Origin of the sequence: Vibrio minamisatsumaniensis, assembly GCF_050337445.1 — a bacterium.
GTDB classification, from domain to species: domain Bacteria; phylum Pseudomonadota; class Gammaproteobacteria; order Enterobacterales; family Vibrionaceae; genus Vibrio; species Vibrio artabrorum.
Genome location: NZ_JAKJSY010000048.1, coordinates 12,133 through 36,596 on the forward strand (window position 1 = coordinate 12,133; position 24,464 = coordinate 36,596).

Sequence of the window (24,464 nt, forward strand, 5' to 3'; positions counted from 1 at the left end):
GGCTAAGAATACGAGTGTGGTGTGGTGAGTTCAAGGGGAAATATGTTTGAACGCATTTCTAAAGTGCAGATTTTATGTAATTTATTGAATTTTATATTTTTATTATCTTTTTGYCTTCTGTTTTTATCACGTTATGGCGCTTCATTTTATGTACGATCGTTCGATTTTTTCGTTGTTGGATTCTATGGCTGTAGGTGTAAATCTTGGATTAGGGAGTCATCGTTGAATCTAAAAACATTTATTGGAAACGTTTTCATGATTTGGGTTTGATCACAGAAACTCTCAGCTCAATAATTATGATAAGGGGTAATTAAAAGCGTTAAGGTTAAATAAAATGACGAATAAATCCCTAGTAGAAATTACGGGTACCGACTCGCAACTGATCGTTGAACTTGGTGATTTCGCCGAAATTTTGCATTGGGGAGTGCCCGTTCGTGGCGAACTAGCCAACTTTCGTGTATCTCTTCAAAGACCCGTTCCTTACGGGCGTCTTGATAATGATGTTGCTCTGTCGCTGAGCCCTGAACTCGGGCGGGGGCTTTTCAGCAGCCCAGCATTGGAAGGGCACCGAAATGGATTGGGCTGGGCGCCTGTTTTTTCGATCACGGATGTGCAACAAACCCCATCGAGTTTACTCATTGAGAGTGAAGATGTACGTGCAGGCTTACGTTTAACCACCGAGTTGTGCCTTGATAAACATGATGTTGTGAAATCTCGTCACATCTTAACCAATATTAAATCTGGTCTTTATCAGGTGAATCGTTTGGCGAATACCTTACCGTTACCCGCAAGGGCCAATGAGTTGATGACGTACTACGGTCGTTGGGTGTATGAGTTCCAAACCGTACGTCAATCTTTACTGCAAGGAGGCTATCAACAAGAAAACCGTCGTGGACGAACGTCTCATGAACACTATCCTGCGATGGTTGTCGGTACGGCTAACTTTAATGAAATGTCAGGTGATGTATGGGGTATTCACTTCGCTTGGAGTGGTAACCACAGACTGCGCGCAGATGTAAAAGCAGACGGTCGTCGCTACGTGCAAGCGGAAGTGATTTATCTACCGGGTGAGGTTGCGTTGGATGAAGGTGAAAGCATAACGACACCTTGGTTATATGCAAGCTTCAGTTCGCAAGGTCTAAATGGGATGAGTCACCAATTCCACTCTCATGTGCGCCATTGCATCTTGCCAGAGTCTTTCGTACAAAAGCCTCGACCTATTCATCTTAATACTTGGGAAGGCATCTATTTTGACCATGACCCTGATTATATCATGTCGATGGCCAGCCAAGCCGCTGGCATGGGTGTAGAGCGCTTTATCATTGATGATGGTTGGTTTAAAGGACGTGGCGGAGATAAGGCGGCATTAGGCGATTGGTTCTTGGATGAAGAAAAATATCCCAATGGTTTAGAACCTATTGTTGAACACGTCAATCAGTTGGGCATGGAATTTGGGTTGTGGTTTGAGCCAGAGATGATCAATAAGGATTCCGACTTGTACCGAGCTCATCCTGACTGGTTGCTCGCGGTGGACGGTTATGACCAACCTACTGGCCGCAACCAATATGTTATCGATCTTCAGAATCAACAGACATTCGATTTCTTATTTGAGCGTCTCGATCACTTTTTGACCCAATATAATATCGCGTACATCAAGTGGGACATGAACCGAGAAGTTGTACAACCCGCGCATTTAGGCAGGGCAGCGGCCTATCAACAAACTGTTCGCTATTATGAGTTAGTTGATAAAGTACGCGAGAAGCATCCAACCGTGGATATTGAATCTTGTGCGGCGGGTGGTGGACGTATTGACTTTGAAGTACTTAAGCGAACGCAGCGTTTTTGGGCTTCTGATAACAATGATGCTCTGGAAAGGCAAACTATCCAGCGTGGGATGAGTTACTTCTTCCCTCCTGAGGTCATGGGAAGCCATATTGGTGCGAGTCACTGCCACAGTACTCGTCGTCGTCATAGTATTGAGTTTCGAGGTTTAACCGCATTGTTTGGCCATATGGGGATTGAATTAGACCCAGTGAAAGAAGTTCAAGAAGAGAAACTGGGCTTTGAACGCTATATACGTCTGCATAAGACGTTACGTCCATTGTTGCACTCAGGACGAACATGGCGAATTCCGACAGAGGACAACGCTCATCAAATACATGCAGTGGTGTCAGAAGATAAATCCGAGGCTGTTGTTATCGTGGCACAACTGAAGATGCCAACAAATTCGTTGAGTGGTCATTTACGTATACCTGGACTCGATCCACAAAGCCTATATAAGGTCTCTGTGATCGATAAGCCGGCCAATTACGATGATATTGTGAACTATCAACCACCTTGGACGGAATCGGGTTGCGATCTTTCGGGTTCTTGGTGTGCGGAGGTGGGTTTAACAATGCCGATACTCGATGCTGAAACTGCGATGTTGATTAAGTTTGAGCGCCTTGGTTAAGCTTTTGTATTGATATTGGAATTGAGTGAACCGCGTAAGGAGACTGACGCGGTTTTTTTATGGTCTTTAGCCCGGTCATTGTGTTTATAAACGGCAATACGTTTTTTGGATTGATGACGAACGCTAATAATGGTGTTGAATACGGAGTCTCTGTAATCGTTACCAAATAAATAGTGATGTGGCATAGGCTTTTAATCCGTTAAATCGAGGTTTTTCCCCGAATGTAGCTGATTTTTATTGTTCAAGTTCTCACTTTTAAAGTTGAAATGAAAACGTTTCCATAAAGTGATCGGTGATCACAGCATCCGTGAACATGAATGGTTACATTAGCATCGGACTTGATACTTGAGCGTTTTAAGAAATGACCACAGAGTCACTCCCAAATAGAGCTTAAGTGGATGAATTATTATAAATAAAAGGTGAGCGTTTCAACGTCTGTTAGGAGATGAAGTTATGCGCCTTAAGGAAATATTATGTCTGATAAAATTACGCTACAAACCAAATTATCCTATGGGCTCGGCGCTCTTGGAAAAGATTTTGCCTGTGCTCCAATCTACATCTTCTTGATGTTTTACTTTACCGATGTCGCTGGGCTTTCTGCCGCGTTCGTGGGGACTATTTTTTTAGCTGCGCGTATTATCGATGCGGTTACCGATCCAATGATGGGGGTCATCGTAGATAACACCCGCTCTAAGTTTGGTAAGTTCCGACCTTGGATTGTGATTGGTACCCTGTTAAATGCGGTGGTGTTAGTTGGTCTTTTCAGTACACACATGTTTGAAGGCACAACGTTATACATTTATGCCGCAGCTGCTTATATTTTATGGGGCCTTACTTACACCATTATGGATATTCCATACTGGTCTATGATTCCTGCGCTATCTAGTTCTCGTCAAGAACGTGAAAAGCTGGTTGTTTGGCCTCGATTGTTTGCTAGTTTAGCTTGGTTTGTTACTGGTACTTATGGCTTACACATTGTGGGTAAATTGGGTGACGGTGACCAAGGACAAGGCTTCTTCAACGTCGCTATGTTGATTGCAGTACTGTTCGTGATGAGCGCGTTTTTGATTGCTCGTAATGTAAAAGAAAAAGCTGCACCCGCGAATGCTAAACCAGCGGAACGTTTCAGCTTTAAAGATGTGTTGGTTATCATTGGTAAAAATGACCAACTAAAAGTATTGATTGGTACGGTATTGTCGTTCCAAATTGCTAACTTGCTGGTGGGTGGTTTTGCGATTTACTACTTCTCTTACGCATTAGGCAATGCTGACTTGTTCCCAGTATATATGATGGTGGCAGGTGTTGCTGAAGTTGCTGGTGTATTCTTATTCCCTCGTATCGCTTCAGCGTTGCCACGTAAGCATCTATGGGTTATCGCTTGTGGTTTCCCTGTGCTGTCTTGTATCACGCTACTTATCATGGGCTTTATCGCCCCAGGTGACGCGATTCTAATCGGTATCGCAGGTGCAGCAATCAAGTTTGGTGTCGGTATCGCAAACGCACTACAAACCGTTATGTTGGCTGATGTCGTGGATTACGGTGAGCATAAAACAGGTCGTCGCAGTGAGAGTGTGATCTTCTCTGTTCAGACTATGCTTGTTAAGTTTGCAGGTGCGGCAGGTGGTTTCATTGTCGGTATTGGCTTAACGGTTGTGGGCTACGTGCCAAACGTGGCACAGTCTGACAGCACTATCATGGGACTGCAGTTTATGATGGTTGGAGTTCCCGCAATTTTAATGACGGTAAGTGCTCTTGTTTATAAGCGTTACTACCACTTGCATGAAGGGTTTGATAAAGATCAAGCGGGTAAAGAGACTCAAACAAATGTCGTTACAGCAGAAGCATAACCGCTAAAGCGACGTTTAACCTAGAGTAAAGCTCAGTTTAGTCACTCAGCCTAAACGCCTCCTTGTGAGGCGTTTTTTATGGGTCTTGGTCGATGAACAACGAGCTTATTGATTTCTGTTGTAGCCAAAACGCAAAAAGCCGCATCGAGTGATGCGGCTTTTTTAAATTTGGCTCCCCTTGCAAGACTTGAACTTGCGACATACGGATTAACAGTCCGCCGTTCTACCAACTGAACTAAAGGGGAATTGCTTGTTAGCGACGCAAATTTTAATAATAGTCCGATTTTCTGTCAATAAAAAATAGTAGAAAAAAGTAAGATAAAAAACTTTACTTTCTCGAACACCTTATCCGATTTGCTTTTGCTTTAGTTATCCACCAAATTTGTGGATAAGTTTGTGTGCGAAACTTTAACAACAAGAATTGAGGTGAATTTCAAAATGCTTTATTTATATCTAAAGCGATGTATTCAAAGGAAAAGTGCTGATATTTTACGATGATGTGATTTTTTGTGGTTATACTGAAAATAGTAGAAAAAGTGCTATTTTTGAACTTTTTGGGGAAAAGTCGTGGATTAAAGTTCGAGTCATATCACAGGGGGCATATTACACGGGCACGAATAATATCAAGTTCTAACCATAAAAGCTATCACAGCTCTTCAATATTAAGGCGTGTTTCTCCCAATAGTAGTTGCACGAGATGGCACCTAGAGTGACAATGACCTGATTAAAAACACAGTATGGAAATGGCGACCTATGAGTAAACTTTTTGACTTGGTATCGGACTACAGCCCGTCCGGTGATCAGCCGACGGCGATCACCAAATTATTAGATGGACTAGATTCTGGTTTGGCGCATCAAACTTTACTCGGGGTAACGGGGTCGGGTAAAACTTTTACTCTTGCCAATGTCATTTCTCAATCACAAAGGCCGACTATTCTGTTGGCGCCGAACAAGACATTAGCGGCTCAACTTTATGGTGAGATGAAATCTTTCTTTCCGAATAATGCTGTTGAGTATTTTGTGTCTTACTACGATTACTACCAACCTGAAGCCTACGTGCCAACCACGGATACGTTCATCGAGAAAGACGCATCTGTGAATGCCCATATTGAACAGATGAGACTTTCGGCAACCAAAGCCTTACTTGAACGAAAAGACGCCATCATTGTCGCTTCGGTATCGGCTATCTACGGTCTTGGTGATCCCAAATCATATTTGAAAATGATGCTTCACTTGAGTCGCGGTGAGGTGATGGATCAGCGCGACATCTTACGCCGCTTGGCTGAGCTGCAATATTCGAGAAACGACGTCGCCTTTGAACGAGGTCAGTTTCGGGTTCGTGGTGAAGTGATTGACATTTTCCCTGCTGAATCTGACCAAGATGCGGTGCGACTTGAGATGTTCGATGATGAGGTGGACTGCATCAGTATCTTCGATCCGTTGACTGGAGCCATTAAACAAAGGGATTTGCCACGTTTTACGGTTTATCCCAAAACTCACTATGTCACGCCAAGAGAAAAAATCCTTGAGGCCATTGAAAAAATTAAGGTTGAGCTACGAGAACGTGCGCAATACCTGCAAGACCACAATAAGTTGTTGGAAGAGCAACGTATTTCTCAGAGAACGCAATTTGATATCGAGATGATGACTGAGCTTGGCTTCTGTTCGGGTATCGAAAACTATTCACGGTACTTGAGTGGCCGTGCGGAAGGGGAAGCGCCGCCAACCTTGTTTGACTATCTTCCGGATGACGGCTTGCTGATTATCGATGAGTCGCACGTGACGGTTCCTCAGATAGGGGCGATGTATAAAGGTGACCGTTCTCGAAAAGAGACCTTGGTTGAGTTTGGTTTTAGATTACCTTCTGCGTTGGATAACCGACCAATGAAGTTTGAAGAGTTTGAATCGATCGCTCCGCAAACGATTTTTGTATCAGCAACCCCAGGGAATTACGAGATTGAAAAATCAGACGGTGAAATAGCGGATCAAGTGGTTCGTCCAACGGGTTTGCTTGATCCTATTATTGAAGTTAGGCCTGTCGCAACTCAGGTTGATGATTTACTGTCTGAAATCAGAATCCGTTCAGTCAAAGAAGAGCGCGTGTTGGTCACTACATTAACGAAGAGAATGGCGGAAGACTTAACCGAATACCTAAGTGAGCACGGCGTTAAAGTGCGTTACTTGCATTCGGATATTGATACCGTTGAGCGTGTAGAGATCATCCGAGACCTACGTTTGGGCGAATTCGACGTGTTAGTGGGTATTAACTTACTTCGTGAAGGTTTGGATATGCCTGAAGTGTCGCTGGTGGCGATTCTTGATGCAGATAAAGAGGGCTTCTTACGTTCTGAGCGTTCTCTGATCCAAACCATTGGTCGTGCTGCGCGTAACTTGGAAGGTCGAGCGATCCTTTATGGTGACTCGATTACTAAGTCGATGAGAAAAGCGATTGATGAAACCGATCGTCGTCGCGAGAAACAGCAAGCCTACAATGAAGAGCAAGGCATCACGCCGCAAGCGTTGAAACGCAATATCAAAGACATTATGGAACTGGGTGATCTAACCAAGTCGAAGCAGCAGCGACAATCTAAACAGGTTCCACTGTCTAAGGTCGCTGAGCCTTCTGAAAGTTATGCCGTACTTACGCCACAACAGCTTGATAAAGAGATCAGCAAGTTGGAAGCTGCAATGTATCAACATGCTCAAAATCTTGAGTTTGAATTAGCGGCGCAAAAGCGGGATGAGATAGAGCAATTGAGAAAGCAGTTTATTACCAACAGCTAATCTCACTTTGCACTCAAAAAATTGTTCCCTTCAATACAAGAATTGGGAGTGTTTAAGACAAAAAAACAGCCAGTAGTAAACGTTCTACTGGCCTACGTTTGTGAACACCAAGTCCACTAACAACGTCAGTTGGTTAGGTGACCCGAAGGTCAAACTTAATATTGCATCGTTCGTGCTATATCGTTAATGCATTGATTCTTTGCAACAGATACGGAGGGTTGATGTAAATAGTGGGGTTAATTTGCATAATGCAAGGCGGAATGCAACTATAATGAGATATGCAAATTGTAAATGGTTAGGATATGCAATCAAAAACACTAGATAACAAATCAAAGTATTTGTTAATGGTGGAGGATACGGCTTCGGTAGCGGCTTTATATCGCTCGTATCTTACACCGCTTGAAATTGATATTAATATTGTCGGCACAGGTCGTGATGCCATTGAGAGTTTGAATCATCGAATTCCCGATCTTATTTTATTGGATCTGCGTTTACCCGATATGACGGGCATGGACGTTCTGTTTGCTGTAAAACAAAAATACCCTGAAGTTCCCGTTATTTTCATGACGGCTCACGGCTCTATCGATACGGCCGTAGAAGCAATGCGTCATGGTTCTCAAGATTTCCTTATCAAACCGTGTGAAGCCGATCGACTCCGTATTACGGTGAATAATGCGATACGTAAAGCGACTAAATTAAAGAACAGCGCAGAACATCCGGGAAATCAAAACTACCAAGGATTCATTGGTAGTAGCCAAACCATGCAGCAGGTTTATCGAATTATCGATTCTGCGGCATCGAGTAAAGCGAGTATCTTCATCACAGGTGAAAGCGGCACAGGTAAAGAGGTGTGCGCAGAAGCTATTCATGCCGCGAGTAAACGTGGTGACAAGCCATTCATTGCGATTAACTGTGCAGCAATTCCGAAAGATCTCATCGAAAGCGAACTGTTTGGTCACGTAAAAGGGGCTTTCACCGGTGCTGCAACCGATCGTCAAGGTGCGGCGGAACTTGCTGATGGTGGCACACTGTTCCTCGATGAGTTGTGTGAGATGGATTTGGAGTTGCAAACCAAGCTTTTGCGCTTTATCCAAACCGGTACTTTTCAAAAAGTGGGTTCTTCGAAGATGAAGAGTGTGGATGTTCGCTTCGTATGTGCGACTAACCGTGATCCATGGAAAGAGGTACAAGAAGGCCGTTTTAGAGAAGATTTATACTACCGTTTATATGTGATTCCTTTGCACTTGCCGCCACTGCGTGAGCGTGGTGAAGATGTTATTGAAATCGCATATTCGCTACTGGGTTACATGTCTGTTGAAGAAGGCAAAGCGTTTGTTCATTTTGCTCAAGAAGTGCTTGACCGATTCAATCAATACGAGTGGCCAGGTAACGTGCGTCAACTACAAAACGTATTACGCAATGTGGTGGTGTTAAATAATGGTAAAGAAATTACGCTGAACATGCTTCCACCGCCATTGAATCAGCCGATTGAAAGCCGCTTACGAACGGCAGAAAAACGGGATGAAGAGATTACAGTAAAAGATATTTTTCCATTATGGATCACGGAGAAAACAGCTATCGAACAGGCCATAAAAGCATGTGATGGTAACATTCCTCGCGCAGCGGGGTTTTTGGATGTCAGCCCATCAACAATATACCGCAAGTTGCAAGTGTGGAACGCAAAGCCGTAACGACTTAACAATAAGAAAAGCGCCATGATGAAAGTACTCAATCAACAAAAAGTGGATCAACTTGCCTGTGAAATAGGGCAAGAGAATGTCCCTGTATTACTGGAGATTTTTTTAGGTGAATTGAAAGGATATTACGAGCACCTAGAACAAAACAAAGATACCGATACCTCTCAGTATTTGGCTTATATCAGTCATGCCCTTAAGAGCAGTGCCGCCAGCTTTGGAGCCGATTCTTTGTGTTGTTTTGCCATTAGCTTGGACGCTAAAGTGAAACAACCGTTACCGGTGACAGAGCTTGATTTTCAAAGCATGCAGGAGCTTCTGCTATCAACTTACAAAGAATATCAGCGGTTACTGACAAAGTGTTAAAACGCTAGATGTAGACTGATATTAAAAAGGAGCACAATACTCCTTTTCGATTGATTAACTCTGAGAGTTCACAGGTTAGGTTAACTGCGCTTCAATCGCTTGCTGAAGCTTCACGCGGTCGTGCCGCCAATCACGGTTTGGCGAGGCAAGATCCCTTGTTACACAGTTCCATTTTCCCTCAAGTTCGGGGTGTGGTGTGTTGCCTAACACAATGTCGATCTTTCTCGCTTTACAGGTTCGTTCACACCATTCCAATTGTTCTTGAAGCGTCATTTTGCCTGCCGGGCCATGCTCGGGTGAAAGATTTTCGACAAAGATGACCTTGGCCTTAGTGTTCTCAGCGATGGCTTTGCCAATTTCAGGAAGTAGCAACGGAGGCATAACGCTGGTCAAAAAGCTTCCTGGACCAAGGATGATACAGTCGGCTTGCTCAACGGCCGCAACGGCTTCTTTGGTGGCCGGTACTTCCGGTGACAAGTCCATCATACGTAGCTTTTCTGTCATATCATCAACGTTGGTTTCACCGGTTACCCAGCGCCCATCCATCGATAGTGCGGTGAGGTCTGAAGGATGCTCTGTCATCGGGACGATATTCACATCAACTTTCAGCATGTTTCGAATCAGATTAATTGCTTCCAATGGGCGAACGGAGAGGTTATCTAGCGCCGTGAGCATTAGATTACCTAAGTTATGTCCATCGAGTTCACCTTGCCCGCGAAAGCGATATTCAAACATCATAGAACTGATCGAAGGCTCGGTAATCAACTGGTTGATACAGTTGCGAGTATCGCCCCAAGCAATACCGCCTTGGCAATCACGAATTCGACCCGTTGAACCACCGTTATCTGTAGTCGCAACGATGCCTGTGGCGTTGCTGCCAAAGTCTTTTAGTGCTGCTAGCATACGACCTAAACCATGACCACCACCGACTGCTACGACTTTCTTTGAAGAGTAAATATTCATCTTTATTTTCTTGTTAGGTTATTGCCGACTATAATCTAGGTCAAATGCTTCTCATCAGATACTCAATAAGCGTTAATTTGAGGCGTTGATGCGTTTTTTTTGCCTATGTGACCTGTTTTTGGTCATCCATGCTAGATTCACGTACGAATATTAAGTATTTTATTACTCAGCTACTGCGCGTGTAAATATAACGTGCAGTTGCCATAACTCCGAGCTCTCGCATGCTAAGTCGCACAGTGGAATTTGCTGTACCGATACGCATCAAGAGCCAGTGACATGTTGTCACAAGGGCTTAATTGGAAATGATTATGCCTCCCGTGTTTGGAAAGGTGTTCCGTGGCGCAACAATTCGAAGATAGATTCAATCGCAAATTTTATTATTTGCGATTGTCGGTTACAGACGTCTGTAACTTTAAATGTACTTACTGCTTGCCAGATGGCTATAGACCGTCTGGCCAAAAAAACTCGTCTTTTTTAAGTGTTCCCGAGATCAAACGTATTGTTAAAGCGTTTGCCGATTGTGGTACCTCTAAGATCCGTATTACTGGCGGAGAGCCGAGCCTACGTAAAGACTTTCCTGAAATCATCCATACTGTTGCTTCTACTCCAGGCATCAAAAAAGTAGCCACGACAACGAATGGCTATCGCATGGAGAAACAAGTAGGGCAATGGCGTGATGCTGGTTTAACCCACATAAACGTTAGCGTAGATAGTTTAGACTCACGTATGTTTCATCAGATCACTGGTGAGAACAAGTTTACTGAGGTTATGCGAGGTATTGATAAAGCGTTTGAGGTTGGCTTTGAACAAGTCAAAGTTAATGTCGTATTGATGAAAGACCTCAACAGTCAGGAATTACCAGCCTTCCTTAATTGGATTCAAGACAAGCCCATTCAATTGCGTTTTATCGAGCTGATGAAAACCGGCGAGATGGACGAGTTGTTCGATAAACATCACGTATCGGGTGTTGCGATTCGCAACCAGCTGATTGCTAATGGTTGGCTGTTAAAAGTCAAAGCCATTAATGATGGTCCTGCGCAAGTGTTTGTCCACCCAGACTACAAGGGTGAAATTGGTTTGATCATGCCTTACGAGAAAGACTTTTGTGAGAGTTGCAACCGACTGCGTGTTTCTGCAACCGGAAAACTTCATCTATGTCTGTTTGGCGACCGTGGTGTCGAACTGAGAGATCTGATTCAAGAAGATCACCAAGAGCAAGAGCTCATTGATCGAATTCAGGCTCAGCTTCAAACCAAGTCCGTTAGTCACTTCTTACATGATGGCAACAGCGGCATGACTCCAAACTTGGCGTCAATCGGCGGTTAACCCGCTACACACTCTAAAGCATTTTATCGCTCAGCCTATTTAGGTTGGGCGAATCAGTCTAGTCATTGAAACATTTATATAGGTGAACAAATGGGTCACGCAGAAAGCAAATTTCAAGCAGCAAACATCGCAGTTCTAACCGTTTCAGATACTCGTACAGAAGAAAACGATACGTCAGGCGGTTACCTCGCAGAGCATGCTAAAGAAGCGGGTCACAACGTGGTTGATAAACAAATTGTTATCGATGACATGTACAAGATCCGTGCGATCGTCTCTAAATGGATCGCTGATGAGGGCGTACAAGCTATCATGATCACTGGTGGTACGGGTTTCACTTCTCGTGACAGCACGCCAGAAGCGCTTAAGCCACTGTTCGACAAAGAAGTTGAAGGCTTTGGTGAGCTATTCCGCCAAGTGTCTTACGAAGAGATTGGTACTTCGACGATTCAATCGCGTGCGATTGCGGGTTTTGCTAACCATACCGTTATCTTTGCGATGCCAGGCTCGACAGGCGCTTGCCGTACCGGTTGGACTAAGATCATCAAGCAACAGATGGATGCGAGCCACCGTCCTTGTAACTTCATGCCACATCTTTCGGTATAAGGTGGTTTGAGTATGAGCCAATTTACACACATTAACGCGTCGGGCGAAGCGAACATGGTCGATGTATCGGCTAAAGCGGAAACGGTACGCGAAGCGAGAGCGGAAGCATTCGTTCAAATGTCGGCAGAAACACTTGAGCTGATTGTTTCTGGTAGTCACCATAAAGGCGACGTTTTCGCAACGGCACGTATTGCGGGTATCCAAGCGGCTAAGAAGACTTGGGATCTGATTCCACTGTGTCATCCTCTACTACTGACGAAAGTAGAAGTGCAGCTTGAAGCGATCGAGTCTGAAAACAAGGTACGTATCGAGTCGGTATGTAAGCTTGCTGGTAAGACAGGCGTAGAGATGGAAGCGCTCACGGCGGCTTCTGTTGCTGCACTGACGATTTACGATATGTGTAAAGCTGTTCAGAAAGATATTGTTATCGAGAACGTACGCCTGTTAGAGAAGACGGGTGGTAAATCAGGACACTTTAAGGTGGAATCATGATTACGGTACTTTTCTTTGCTCAAACTCGCGAACTTGTCGGTGTTGACAGCCTAGAAGTCGACGCGCACTTCAGTACCATCGAAGCGATTCGCAGCCACCTTGTAACACAAGAAGGCAAATGGGATATTGCATTGGAAGAGGGTAAACTTCTGGCAGCACTTAACCAATCAATCGTACCTTTGACGACTGAAGTGAAAGACGGCGACGAAGTGGCTTTCTTCCCACCCGTTACTGGAGGCTAGCAATGAGTGACTCTCGAGCTATTGATTCAAGAGTATTCGTTACTGCTGAAGATTTTTCTGTGGCTGACGAATACGATTATTTAGCCCAAGGTACCGCGGCGGGAGCGGTTGTAACGTTTGTTGGTAAAGTTCGCGACATGAACCTTGGTGACAACGTGATTGGTTTGTCTTTAGATCATTACCCGGGTATGACAGAGAAGTCGCTGAGCGAGATCTGTGATCAAGCAGAGGCGCGTTGGCCAATCCAGAAGATGCGAGTGATCCACCGCGTTGGTGATCTCGATACTGGTGACCAGATTGTCTACGTTGGTGTATCCAGTGCACACCGAGGCGCTGCTTTTGAGGCCTGCGAGTTTGTTATGGATTTTTTGAAAACCAAAGCACCGTTTTGGAAAAAGGAAAGGACACTCAAGGAAACTCGGTGGGTAGATTCTCGAGATTCAGATAATAAGGCAGCGGAGCGTTGGGGAGAATAATCTATCCAATATTTCACTTCGCTGTAAAGTCGTGACCCTATATCAAACATAAAAAGCTGACTTTTTAAGTCGGCTTTTTTATGTCTGCGATAAAAAGGTATTGAGGAAAAAGGATTTTTAACGGACCGTTAATCACTTTGGTGAATGTTCATTTCAGCCGCTGTCGAGCGTGTATTAATGTTATGAATTGTCCACTTTACTGCAGAGTATTATGCTGCTCTATATAAGGTGATAGTGATCACGAATAGAGCGGTCTATTTAGACGATATGTGACGTGTAATTAGATTTGATGTGTCGGTAATGTTAACTTGGTCGCCGTATTTTAGCATAAGATGCTAAAAAAAGTTTCAGTAAAGACGTGTCAACACTAAAGGCTGCATTTGTGTGACTCCTTATGTGTAACCCACTGCTTATTGGTTTTTTAATAGAGAATTACACTGATACCTTGATTGTTTCGAAGAATTATTCGATTTTTTGTGACTTGTTTATGGAAAATTACTTCAATGGTTGATAGTGTGTGCCTCAATCTTTGTAAGGTTTTAGGTTTTTATGCTTAACTTCCTAGCTAAATAAATCTAAATCACTGCCGTTCAGTGAACTTAACAAAGAAGTCATGGATGCAACAAAAAAACTTGGAGTTTATTGAATGTATAAGAATAAAATCACTCAGGCCCTTCTTCTAGGTGCTGGTTTGGCATTGGCTGCCACTTCTACTCTTTCTATCGCTGCTCAAGTTCCTGCTGGTACGGAACTAGCCAAAGTTCAGGAACTTGTTCGTGGTAACGGTACTGAAGTAGCAACGCTTGACCCTCACAAATCTCAAGGCGTTCCCGAGTCAAATGTAATTCGTGATCTGCTAGAAGGCTTAGTAAACCAAGATGCTGACGGTAACACTGTCCCTGGTGTTGCGAAAAGCTGGGAAACGACAGACAACCAAACATACACTTTCCACCTACGTGAAGACGCAAAATGGTCTAACGGCGATCCTGTCACTGCTGAGGATTTCGTTTACAGCTGGCAACGTGCCGTCGATCCTGCGACAGGTTCTCCATATTCTTGGTACGTAGAATACACCAAGATGGCGAACGCGAAAGACATCGTCGAGGGTAAGAAAGATAAGAGTGAACTAGGCGTTAAAGCCGTAGATGCACATACTCTTGTTGTTACATTGGATGCACCTGTACCTTATTTCGTCATGATGATGGGTCACACAACTATGATGCCTGTGCACAAGGCAACGGTTGAGAAGTACGGTGAGCAATGGACGAAGCCAGAGCACTTTGTCGGTAACGGTGCGTTTGTTCCAAATAAATGGGTAGTTAACGAGCGTCTTGAGCTTGTACGTAATAAAAACTACTGGGATAACGACCATACCGTTCTTAATAAAGTCACGTTCTTACCTATCGAGAACCAAGTGGCTGAAATGAACCGCTTCCTATCTGGTGAGCTAGACTTCACGTATGAAGTATCAAATGAGCACTTCCGTCGTCTACAAAAAGAGTACCCGCAAGATGTTGCCGTTAAGGGTAACTTGTGTACTTATTACTATCTGTTTAACGCACAGAAAGCGCCTTTTAACGACGTACGACTACGTAAAGCGATGTCTTACGCGGTAGACCGTGATGTCTTGACTAAAGCCATTCTTGGGCAAGGTCAAAAACCGGCTTACTTCTTGACTCCTGAAATTACAGCGGGCTTCAATCCAGAGGTTCCAGCGTACGGTAAACTATCCCAAAAAGAGCGAGTTGCTGAAGCGAAGCGTCTTCTTAAAGAAGCAGGTTACACTAAGGAACATCCTCTAGAGTTCAGTCTACTTTACAACACCTCTGAAAATCACAAGAAGCTTGCGGTAGCAATCGCATCTATGTGGAAAAAAGAGCTTGGTGTGAACGTGAAACTTGAAAACCAAGAGTGGAAATCATACCTAGACAGTAAAGATGCTGGCGACTTCGATGTTGCTCGTGCTGGTTGGTGTGGTGACTACAATGAAGCGTCTTCATTCCTAACGTTGATGGTCAGCAAAAATACAACGGGTGGTCAACACTATAAGAGTGCAGAGTACGACCAAATCATTGATAAAGCGCTACACTCGACTTCAGAAAAAGAGCGTACTCAGCTCTATACTGATGCCGAGAAGTTGTTGGCGAAAGATATGCCGATAGCACCACTTTATCAGTACGTTAAAGCTCGTCTAGTATCACCTCAACTCGGTGGTTACCCATCTGGTAATGCAGAAGATAAGATCTATTCAAAAGATCTTTATATCAAAGCAAAATAACCACCTATAAAAAAAATAATCACCTCAGGCCTGCGTGCGCGGTATAGCGCGCGCAGTGTCTATTTTTATTCTTAATTGTCACAGACTGAAAGAGTGAGTTTATGCTTAAATTCATAATGAAAAGGGTATTTGAAGCAATTCCAACCATGTTGGTATTGATTACAATATCTTTCTTTCTTATGCGTTTCGCTCCGGGTAACCCGTTTTCAAGCGAGCGTCCGCTACCGCCAGAAGTTATGGCTAACATCGAAGCTAAATACGGCTTAGATAAACCTGTATTTGAACAGTACACCACGTATCTAACAAACATACTTCAGGGTGACTTTGGCCCATCATTCAAGTATCAAGATTATACGGTGAATGAGTTGATCGCAGTTGCGCTTCCAGTTTCTGCTAAGGTAGGGGTTATTGCCTTTATCTTTACTTTGATTATGGGGGTATCGGTCGGAACCATTGCCGCCTTGAAGCACAACACATGGGTCGACTACACCATAATGTCGACCGCCATGATCGGGGTAGTCATGCCCTCCTTCGTATTGGCCCCAGCACTCATTTATCTCTTCTCGTTGCATTGGCATATATTCCCCGCGGGCGGTTGGCACGGAGGAACGTACATATACGTTGTCCTCCCCGTTATTGCGATGTCTTTATTATATGTAGCAACGTTTGCTCGTATCACTCGCGGTAGCATGATCGAAACTCTCAATAGTAACTTTATTCGTACGGCTCGCGCAAAAGGCTTAAGTTATCGTTACATTGTGCTTAAACATGCTCTTAAACCAGCAATGCTACCTGTTGTTTCTTATATGGGGCCTGCGTTTGTAGGTATCATTACAGGCTCTGTTGTTGTTGAAACCATCTTCGGCCTGCCTGGTATCGGTAAGTTGTTTGTGAACGCCGCGTTTAACCGTGATTACTCGTTAGTTATGGGTGTGACCATTTTGATTGGTTTCCTATTTATCTTGTTCAACGCGATCGTTGATATTTTGCTAGCGCTGATTGACCCGAAAATTCGCTACTAACAGGGACGCATGGTTATGTTGAAGAAAAAAGAAAACTTAGAAGCGATCGAAAAATTCTCAGAGAATCTGGAAATTGAAGGTCGCAGTTTGTGGCAGGATGCACGAATTCGTTTCATGCGAAACAGAGCAGCAATGGTCAGCCTGTGTATTCTGACGGTTATGGTACTGGCTGTGATTTTCTTGCCGATGATAGCGCAGTACACATACGATGATACGGATTGGTATGCAATGCACGCTGCACCCAATGCGGATCACTGGTTTGGCACTGATAGTTTAGGTCGTGACCTTTACGTACGTACGATGATTGGCGGCCGTATCTCTCTCATGGTAGGTGTGATGGGTGCATTCGTAGCCGTGCTAATTGGTACGCTTTACGGTGCAGCTTCTGGCTTTATTGGCGGACGCACTGACCGAGTGATGATGCGCATTCTCGAGATTTTGTACGCGGTTCCTTTTATGTTCCTCGTTATCGTATTAGTGACATTCTTTGGTCGAAATATCATACTCATCTTTGTCGCTATCGGTGCGATTGCTTGGTTAGATATGGCGCGGATTGTACGTGGTCAAACATTGAGTTTACGTAGTAAAGAATTCATTGAGGCGGCACATGTTTGTGGCGTAAGCAAATGGAAAATTATCACTCGTCACATCGTACCGAACGTATTGGGTATTGTTGCAGTTTACTCAACGTTACTTATTCCAAGCATGATCCTGACTGAATCATTCTTATCTTTCCTTGGTCTTGGTGTTCAAGAGCCTATGACGAGCTGGGGCGCATTGCTTCAAGAAGGTTCGCAAACGATGGAAGTTGCAATCTGGCAACTGGCATTCCCTGCGGCATTCATGGTTGTTACGCTGTTCTGCTTTAACTATGTAGGTGATGGTCTGCGCGACGCGCTTGATCCAAAAGACAGATAACGAAATAGCAATAAAAGCTATAAAAGATTAAGGAAGTAATAATGAGCTTATTAGATGTCAAAGATCTGCGTGTCGAATTCACCACACAAGATGGTATTGTTACCGCAGTTAATGACCTGAACTTCTCACTTAGCCAAGGCGAAACGCTTGGTATTGTTGGTGAGTCAGGTTCAGGTAAATCTCAAACGGTATTCGCGCTGATGGGGCTGTTGGCTAAGAATGGCATTATTTCGGGCAGTGCAAAATTTGAAGGCAATGAGATCCTCAATCTGCCTGAAAAAGCGCTGAACAAGGTGCGAGCTGAACAGATCGCAATGATCTTCCAAGACCCAATGACCTCACTGAACCCTTACATGAAAGTTAGTGATCAGTTGATGGAAGTACTTATGCTGCATAAAGGCATGGGTAAAGCTGAAGCGTTTGAAGAATCAGTACGCATGCTTGAAGCAGTTAAAATCCCTGAGGCCCGTAAGCGTATTACCATGTATCCACACGAATTCTCTGGCGGTATGCGTCAGCGTGTAATGATTGCAATGGCTCTGCTATGTCGTCCTAAATTGCTGATTGCTGATGAACCAACCACGGCACTGGATGTAACCATTCAAGCGCAAATCATGGATCTGCTCAACGAGTTGAAAGATGAGTTCAACACAGCGATCATCATGATCACTCACGATTTGGGTGTGGTTGCTGGTTCATGTGACAAAGTACTCGTGATGTACGCGGGTCGTACCATGGAGTATGGCTCCGTTAATGAAATCTTCTACGAGCCAAGCCACCCTTATGCGGAAGGCTTGCTTAAAGCGATCCCTCGTTTGGATACTGAAGGTGAAATTCTACCGACGATTCCAGGTAACCCACCTAACTTACTTCGCCTACCGCCGGGTTGTCCTTACCAAGACCGTTGTCACCGTGTAATGGACCGTTGTAAGCAAGAAGCACCGATTTTGCAGCCATTTGGCCAAGATCGTCAGCGTGCTTGTTTTTCAGATTGGGAGACTTGGACAAAATGAGTAAAGAATTACTATTAGATATTAAAAACTTAAAAGTTCACTTTAGCATCGCGGCTAAGTCTGCTTGGCCTTGGGCGAAGCCATCAAACCTCAAAGCGGTTGATGGTGTTGATGTACGCCTTTATGAAGGCGAAACGCTAGGTGTTGTTGGTGAGTCTGGTTGTGGCAAATCGACGTTCGCACGCGCGATTATCGGTTTGGTTGAAGCGACTGAAGGGGAAGTGATGTGGTTAGGTCAAGACCTGACTAAAATGTCGGAAGTTAAACGTCGTGAGACTCGTAAAGAGATCCAGATGATCTTCCAAGACCCATTGGCATCGCTCAACCCGCGTATGTCCGTCGGTGACATCATTGCTGAACCTTTGCAAACTTTTTATCCAGAGCTTTCTAAACAGGAAGTGAAAGACCGAGTCAAAGAGATGATGGCGAAGGTAGGTCTACTACCAAACGTAATTAACCGTTATCCACATGAATTCTCGGGTGGGCAGTGTCAACGTATTGGTATCGCACGTGCGCTTATCTTGAAACCTAAGATGATCATTTGTGATGAACCCGTATCGGCGCTGGATGTGTCTATCCAAGCTCAAGTCGTTAACCTTCTTAAGGAACTACAAAAAGAATTAGGTTTGTCTTTGGTCTTCATTGCCCACGATTTGTCGGTTGTGAAACACATTTCTGATCGAGTCTTGGTCATGTACTTAGGTAATGCAGTTGAGCTTGGGGAGTCTGATGCCTTGTTCTCAGAGCCTAAGCATCCATACACCAAAGCGTTGATGTCGGCTGTACCAATTCCAGATCCTCGTTTAGAGCGTAGTAAAACCATACAAATGCTGGAAGGTGATCTACCATCACCAATTAATCCGCCATCAGGTTGTGTATTCCGTACTCGTTGCCCTCAAGCGACAGAGGCATGCGCGCAAACTAGACCAACGATTCAAGGTAATGAGGTACACGCCGTATCTTGCTTGCACGTGCAAGCCTAGGCCTGATTTAAACCAGTTCGGCCTGTGACAGGCTTAAGCGCAACTTGTTATGAGTTGCGCTTTTTTTCTATTCAAAGGTCCATCTAAAATAACATTCTTCAAATAATTCGAATAACTAAGCCAACTTCTTCTAGTTTTGAAAAAGTTGGCTTTTTTTATACTAGAGAAAAGTATAGATGACAGAGGTTTGGATATGGGTAAGTTAGTTGAAGGTATTTGGCACGATGTGTGGTACGACACCAAAGTAAACGGAGGTAAGTTCATTCGCGAAGATGCTGGCTTTCGTCACTGGGTAGAGAACAAACCGAGCGCGAAGTTTGAGCCAGAAAGTGGCCGTTACCACTTATACGTATCGTTAGCTTGCCCTTGGGCGCACCGAACTCTTATCTTCCGTGAGCTGAAAGACTTAACCGATCACATTGATGTGACCATTGTTTGCCCAGATATGATGAGTGAAGGTTGGCAAATGGGGTTACCTGAACCCCTATTCGGTCATACGCGAATGCATCAACTCTACACCCAAGCCAAGCCTGATTACTCGGGCCGAGTAACGGTGCCTGTATTGTGGGATAAGAAAACCAACACCATCGTGAGTAACGAGTCGTCTGAGATTATCCGTATGTTTAATTCAGAATTTAATGAGTTAACAGGCAACACCGATGATTACTATCCGTGGGAATTAGCGAACAAGATTGATGAGTGGAATGATTATATTTACCCGAACATCAACAACGGCGTTTATCGAACTGGCTTTGCGACAACACAAGAAGCGTACGAAGAAGCGTATGACGCGTTGTTTGAGGCGTTAGACAAAGTCGATGCTCACCTTAGCGAACATCGCTATTTAGCGGGTAACGAGATTACAGAAGCGGATTGGCGTTTGTTTACCACTCTGGTTCGATTTGATGCGGTTTATGTTGGGCACTTTAAGTGTAATAAGCAGCGAATTGCTGACTACCCACACATTCAAGGTTACTTAAAAGAGTTGTATCAAATAGAGGGTATTAAAGAGACGACCGATTTCTATCATATCAAGCGTCACTACTACTACAGCCACATCGGTATCAATCCGACTCAAGTAGTACCCAAAGGGCCTGAGTTAGATCTCGAATCAGCACACGGTCGAGAAAACTTGGGTTAATTTTACGATGGCCAAACCTGCGTAAATCAAAGCAAAGATATCGGTCAGATATAAAAAAACCCTAGATAAAAATCTAGGGTTTTTGCTTTCTACAAAAGAAAAATTAGTTAATTACTTTTTCTTCCGCTTGTGCCGCTTGGTCTGCTTGGATAGCCGTTAGAGCGACTGTGTAAACGATGTCGTCTACTAGAGCGCCACGAGACAAGTCATTTACTGGCTTGCGCATACCTTGAAGCATTGGACCGATAGAGACTAGATCTGCTGAACGCTGTACCGCTTTGTAAGTCGTGTTACCCGTGTTTAAGTCTGGGAATACGAATACTGTCGCTTTACCTGCAACTGGAGAGTTAGGCGCTTTAGAAGCGGCTACGTTTTCCATGATTGCAGCATCGTACTGTAGAGGGCCGTCGATCACGAGATCAGGACGTTTCTCTTGAGCAAGTTTCGTTGCTTCACGTACTTTATCTACGTCTGCACCCTTACCAGATTCACCTGTAGAGTAAGAGATCATAGCAACGCGTGGGTCGATACCGAATGCCGCAGCAGAATCTGCAGATTGGATAGCGATTTCAGCAAGCTGTTCAGCTGTTGGATCTGGGTTGATCGCACAGTCACCGTATACAAGAACTTGATCAGGCAGAAGCATGAAGAAGATTGAAGATACGATAGAAGCATCAGGTGCAGTCTTGATGATCTGGAACGGAGGAACGATTGTGTTAGCCGTTGTGTGAACAGCACCAGAAACTAGGCCGTCAACTTCGCCAGCTTCAAGCATCATAGTGCCTAGGAATACGGAATCTTCTAGCTTCTCACGAGCAACAACTTCAGTCATACCTTTCGCGCCACGAAGTTCGACTAGACGAGCGACGTAGTTTTCGCGAACGGATGCAGAATCGATGATCTCAACGCCAGCGCCAAGCTCAACACCTTGCTGTGCAGCAACGCGACGGATTTCTTCAGGGTTACCTAGAAGTACACACGTTGCGATACCGCGCTCAGCACAGATAGCCGCAGCTTTCACTGTACGTGGCTCATCACCTTCAGGAAGAACGATGCGCTTAGCCGCTTTACGAGCAAATTCAGTTAGCTGGTAACGGAATGCTGGTGGGCTTAGACGACGGATGCCTTGAGTTCCTTCAGATAGAGAATCAATCCAAGGGCCATCAATGTGGCTTGCAACGTGATCGTTAACGAACTCGATACGCTCTTTATCGTCTGCAGGCACTTCTAGGTTGAAGCTCTGTAGATTTAGAGACGTCTGCCAAGTGTTACCTTGAGCCTTGAAGATCGGTAGACCTGAAGCGAATGCTGGTGCACAAAGGTTAGCAATGCTTTCTGGAATGTCGTAACCGCCAGTCAGTAGGATTGCGCCAATCTCAACACCGTTTTTCGCCGCAAGAGCCGCAGCAACGATAACGTCAGGACGGTCTGCAGAAGTTACTAGCAGTGAACCTGGTTTGAAGTGCTCAATCATGTGCGGTAGAGAACGTGCACAGAAAGTGATGCTCTTAATACGACGCGTTGAGATTTCACCTTCGTTAACGATTTCAGCGTTAAGGTGCTTAGCCATATCAACCGCACGCGTTGAGATTAGGTCGATGCTCCATGGCACACAGCCAAGGACACGGATAGGGCTAGAGTTGAAGATTTGCATCACTTCAAGGTTCGCTTGCTGAGCGCTGTCTGCATCATCAAAGATTTCAGATAGGTCAGGGCGAGTACGGCCAGCTTCATCAACAGGAGCGTTAAGCTTGTTGATGATTACGCCTTTGATGTTCTTGTTTTTAGTTCCGCCGAAGTTAGAACATGCTACTTCGATACGTTCTTTAAGTTGCGTAGGGTTGTCAGTACCAGGAGTCGCAACGAATACGATCTCTGCGCCGAGTGTTTTCGCGATTTCCGCGTTTACTTGGTTCGCAAATGGGTGCTTACGAGTAGGGACTAGGCCTTCGATTAGCGTGACTTCAGCGTCTTTGTTGATCTTGTTGTATTGCTCAACAACAGACTCAAGAAGCTCGTCCATTTTCTCGCTACCAATCAAAGCTTCAGCTTTAGTCATTGCGATTGGCTCGCCAATCATAATATCGCTGTTTGCGCTGATAATAGTAGACGTTAGATCGGGTTGATCACCACCGCTACGAGGTTGAGCGATCGGCTTATAGAAAGAAACACTTACGCCCTTGCGCTCCATCGCGCGAAGAACACCCATGCTAACACTAGTAAGACCAACACCAGCGCTTGTAGGGATAAGCATAATAGTACGTGACATTGATGAACACCTTTAACTATTGGATATAAAAAAGCTCAACCGCTATTCCTACCGATATCTAAATTGGGGTAGGAATAGAAGTTGAGCCCCATTTTCTTGATATGACAAACTGACTAGCTTCGAGTGAAGCCAGTCAGGAAAATCAATTAAAGACCTGCTAGACGTGCTGTGTCTTCAGCGATAACTAGCTCTTCGTTAGTAGAGATAACCATTGCTGGGATACGGCTGTTTGCAGTCGTGATAGTACCTTCGCCGCCGAAACGTGCTTTAAGGTTCGCTTCACCGTCAACTTCGATGCCGAAGATACCTAGGCGGTTTAGAACCATTTCACGGATAGGACCAGAGTTTTCGCCGATACCGCCAGTGAAAGTGATTGCGTCTAGACGACCTTCTAGAGTTGCAGTGTAACCAGCAACGTACTTAGCTAGACGGTGACAGAATACGTCCATTGCACGAGTTGCTTCTTCTTTCTCACCGTAGTTGTCTTCAACGAAACGACAGTCAGAAGTCACTTCAGTCAGACCAGCAAGACCTGATTCTTTAGTTAGCATGTTGTTGATTTCTTCAACAGAGTAACCAAGAGCGTCATGCAGGTGGAAGATGATTGCAGGATCCAGGTCACCACAACGAGTACCCATTACAAGACCTTCAAGAGGAGTAAGACCCATAGAAGTATCTACAGATTGACCGTTCTTGATTGCACATACAGAAGCGCCGTTACCTAGGTGACAGTTGATGATGTTAACTTCTTCAACTGGCTTGTTTAGTAGGCCTGCCACTTCACGAGTGATGAATAGGTGAGAAGTACCGTGCATGCCGTAACGACGGATACCGTGCTCTTTGTACAGGTTGTACGGTAGAGCATATAGGTAAGACTCAGAAGGCATTGTTTGGTGGAACGCCGTGTCAAATACAGCAACGTTTTGTAGACCAGGGAAGTTTACTTTAGCCGCTTCGATACCGATTAGGTGAGCTGGGTTGTGAAGAGGTGCGAAAGTCGCAGCGTCTTGAATGCCCTTAAGTACTTCATCCGTGATCAGTGCAGATTGAGTGAACTGCTCGCCGCCGTGTACGATACGGTGACCGATAGCGCCAAGGTTAGCTTTAAGCTCAGGCTTAGATGCAAGAATAGTTTCTACCATGAAAGATAGTGCTTCAACGTGAGCTGCGCCTGCGCCTAGTTGTGCTTCGTGCTTGCCGTCAAGTTTCCACTTAATACGAGCTTCTGGAAGACTTAGACACTCAGCAAGACCAGTTAGGTGCTCTGCACCTGTTTCTGCATCAACAACAGCAAATTTAAGAGAAGAACTACCACAGTTTAAAACTAAAACTAGCTTAGACATTAATGACTACCTGTTTATTTTTCTGATCGAAATCAGTTTAGAATGAAAATTAATCTCAAGAATAGACGAAGCATCGCGGCTTACGCACTAACCTTGGTCAAAAAAACGTTAATTTCCGTATTTAAAGTGAAAGCGCACTTTTTTAAGAAAGAGGCCTATGCATTCCCTGCAGAAGTCGTCACAAAGTTGCTTAAATTGTAAATAAGGGCAACAATGAGATTGAGGTCTGCAAATAATAGCGATATTGTACAA

The 24,464-nt window shown here is 44.5% G+C and carries 19 protein-coding genes, 1 tRNA gene and 1 riboswitch; of the genes, 16 read left to right on the forward strand and 4 right to left on the reverse strand.

Features of this window, described 5'->3' with window-relative positions; genetic code table 11:
* Positions 1 to 334: 334 nt before the first annotated feature.
* Positions 335 to 2,452, forward strand: a complete 2,118-nt coding sequence (locus L4B77_RS11980; RefSeq protein ID WP_429750666.1) for an alpha-galactosidase — start codon at positions 335 to 337, stop codon at positions 2,450 to 2,452.
* Between the two features lie 473 nt (positions 2,453 to 2,925).
* Positions 2,926 to 4,299: a melibiose:sodium transporter MelB gene (gene melB / locus L4B77_RS11985; RefSeq protein ID WP_429750668.1), complete on the forward strand. Its 1,374-nt coding sequence runs from the start codon at positions 2,926 to 2,928 to the stop codon at positions 4,297 to 4,299.
* 169 nt (positions 4,300 to 4,468) lie between these two features.
* Here the strand turns inward: melB and L4B77_RS11990 are convergent.
* Positions 4,469 to 4,544 (reverse strand) — tRNA-Asn (locus tag L4B77_RS11990).
* A gap of 508 nt (positions 4,545 to 5,052) precedes the next feature.
* Between L4B77_RS11990 and uvrB the strand changes: the two genes are divergently transcribed.
* From uvrB to luxU, 3 genes are all read left to right on the forward strand, one after another.
* The gene (uvrB, locus tag L4B77_RS11995; protein WP_429750670.1) at positions 5,053 to 7,083 is read left to right on the forward strand and encodes an excinuclease ABC subunit UvrB; all 2,031 of its coding nucleotides are present in this window, start codon (positions 5,053 to 5,055) and stop codon (positions 7,081 to 7,083) included.
* Between the two features lie 302 nt (positions 7,084 to 7,385).
* On the forward strand, positions 7,386 to 8,774 hold the full coding sequence (luxO, locus tag L4B77_RS12000) for a quorum-sensing sigma-54 dependent transcriptional regulator LuxO (protein WP_261837680.1): 1,389 nt from the start codon (positions 7,386 to 7,388) through the stop codon (positions 8,772 to 8,774).
* A 24-nt stretch (positions 8,775 to 8,798) separates the two neighbouring features.
* Positions 8,799 to 9,143, forward strand: coding sequence for a quorum-sensing phosphorelay protein LuxU (luxU, locus tag L4B77_RS12005; RefSeq protein WP_429750673.1), 345 nt, complete (start codon positions 8,799 to 8,801; stop codon positions 9,141 to 9,143).
* A 75-nt stretch (positions 9,144 to 9,218) separates the two neighbouring features.
* On the opposite strand, the gene L4B77_RS12010 is transcribed toward luxU, so the two are convergent.
* Positions 9,219 to 10,106 (reverse strand): YvcK family protein, encoded by an 888-nt coding sequence (locus tag L4B77_RS12010; protein WP_429750675.1) that lies wholly within the window; start codon positions 10,104 to 10,106, stop codon positions 9,219 to 9,221.
* A gap of 195 nt (positions 10,107 to 10,301) precedes the next feature.
* Positions 10,302 to 10,454, forward strand: a riboswitch (molybdenum cofactor riboswitch).
* Between L4B77_RS12010 and moaA the strand changes: the two genes are divergently transcribed.
* The 11 genes from moaA (at position 10,443) to L4B77_RS12065 (ending at position 20,600) form a co-directional block, all read left to right on the forward strand.
* Positions 10,443 to 11,432, forward strand: a complete 990-nt coding sequence (gene moaA, locus L4B77_RS12015) for a GTP 3',8-cyclase MoaA (protein WP_429750677.1) — start codon at positions 10,443 to 10,445, stop codon at positions 11,430 to 11,432. (Overlaps the previous riboswitch by 12 nt.)
* A 90-nt stretch (positions 11,433 to 11,522) precedes the next feature.
* Positions 11,523 to 12,035, forward strand: a complete 513-nt coding sequence (moaB, locus tag L4B77_RS12020; RefSeq protein ID WP_151417043.1) for a molybdenum cofactor biosynthesis protein B — start codon at positions 11,523 to 11,525, stop codon at positions 12,033 to 12,035.
* Between the two features lie 12 nt (positions 12,036 to 12,047).
* Positions 12,048 to 12,527, forward strand: coding sequence for a cyclic pyranopterin monophosphate synthase MoaC (gene moaC / locus L4B77_RS12025; protein ID WP_004734026.1), 480 nt, complete (start codon positions 12,048 to 12,050; stop codon positions 12,525 to 12,527).
* Entirely contained in the window at positions 12,524 to 12,769 is a 246-nt protein-coding gene (gene moaD, locus L4B77_RS12030) for a molybdopterin synthase sulfur carrier subunit (RefSeq protein ID WP_261837675.1), read from the forward strand. Before moaC ends, moaD begins: the two co-directional genes overlap by 4 nt.
* 2 nt (positions 12,770 to 12,771) lie before the next feature.
* On the forward strand, positions 12,772 to 13,245 hold the full coding sequence (moaE, locus tag L4B77_RS12035; protein ID WP_429750681.1) for a molybdopterin synthase catalytic subunit MoaE: 474 nt from the start codon (positions 12,772 to 12,774) through the stop codon (positions 13,243 to 13,245).
* 646 nt (positions 13,246 to 13,891) lie between these two features.
* Complete coding sequence (locus L4B77_RS12040; protein WP_429750683.1) at positions 13,892 to 15,523, forward strand: ABC transporter substrate-binding protein; 1,632 nt, start codon at positions 13,892 to 13,894, stop codon at positions 15,521 to 15,523.
* 101 nt (positions 15,524 to 15,624) lie between these two features.
* Complete coding sequence (oppB, locus tag L4B77_RS12045) at positions 15,625 to 16,545, forward strand: oligopeptide ABC transporter permease OppB (protein ID WP_261837672.1); 921 nt, start codon at positions 15,625 to 15,627, stop codon at positions 16,543 to 16,545.
* Positions 16,546 to 16,560: 15 nt separating this feature from the next.
* A complete protein-coding gene (gene oppC / locus L4B77_RS12050; protein ID WP_261837671.1) occupies positions 16,561 to 17,463 on the forward strand; it encodes an oligopeptide ABC transporter permease OppC in 903 nt (300 codons plus the stop codon).
* A gap of 41 nt (positions 17,464 to 17,504) precedes the next feature.
* Positions 17,505 to 18,476, forward strand: a complete 972-nt coding sequence (locus L4B77_RS12055; RefSeq protein ID WP_261837670.1) for an ABC transporter ATP-binding protein — start codon at positions 17,505 to 17,507, stop codon at positions 18,474 to 18,476.
* Complete coding sequence (gene oppF / locus L4B77_RS12060) at positions 18,473 to 19,459, forward strand: murein tripeptide/oligopeptide ABC transporter ATP binding protein OppF (protein ID WP_261837669.1); 987 nt, start codon at positions 18,473 to 18,475, stop codon at positions 19,457 to 19,459. The genes L4B77_RS12055 and oppF overlap by 4 nt, the downstream gene beginning before the upstream one ends.
* 193 nt (positions 19,460 to 19,652) lie before the next feature.
* Complete coding sequence (locus L4B77_RS12065; protein ID WP_429750686.1) at positions 19,653 to 20,600, forward strand: glutathione S-transferase family protein; 948 nt, start codon at positions 19,653 to 19,655, stop codon at positions 20,598 to 20,600.
* Between the two features lie 103 nt (positions 20,601 to 20,703).
* Here L4B77_RS12065 and pta read toward each other — a convergent pair whose 3' ends face one another.
* Positions 20,704 to 22,869 (reverse strand): phosphate acetyltransferase, encoded by a 2,166-nt coding sequence (pta, locus tag L4B77_RS12070; protein WP_261837667.1) that lies wholly within the window; start codon positions 22,867 to 22,869, stop codon positions 20,704 to 20,706.
* 146 nt (positions 22,870 to 23,015) lie between these two features.
* On the reverse strand, positions 23,016 to 24,212 hold the full coding sequence (locus L4B77_RS12075) for an acetate kinase (RefSeq protein WP_261837666.1): 1,197 nt from the start codon (positions 24,210 to 24,212) through the stop codon (positions 23,016 to 23,018).
* Between the last annotated feature and the right edge of the window lie 252 nt (positions 24,213 to 24,464).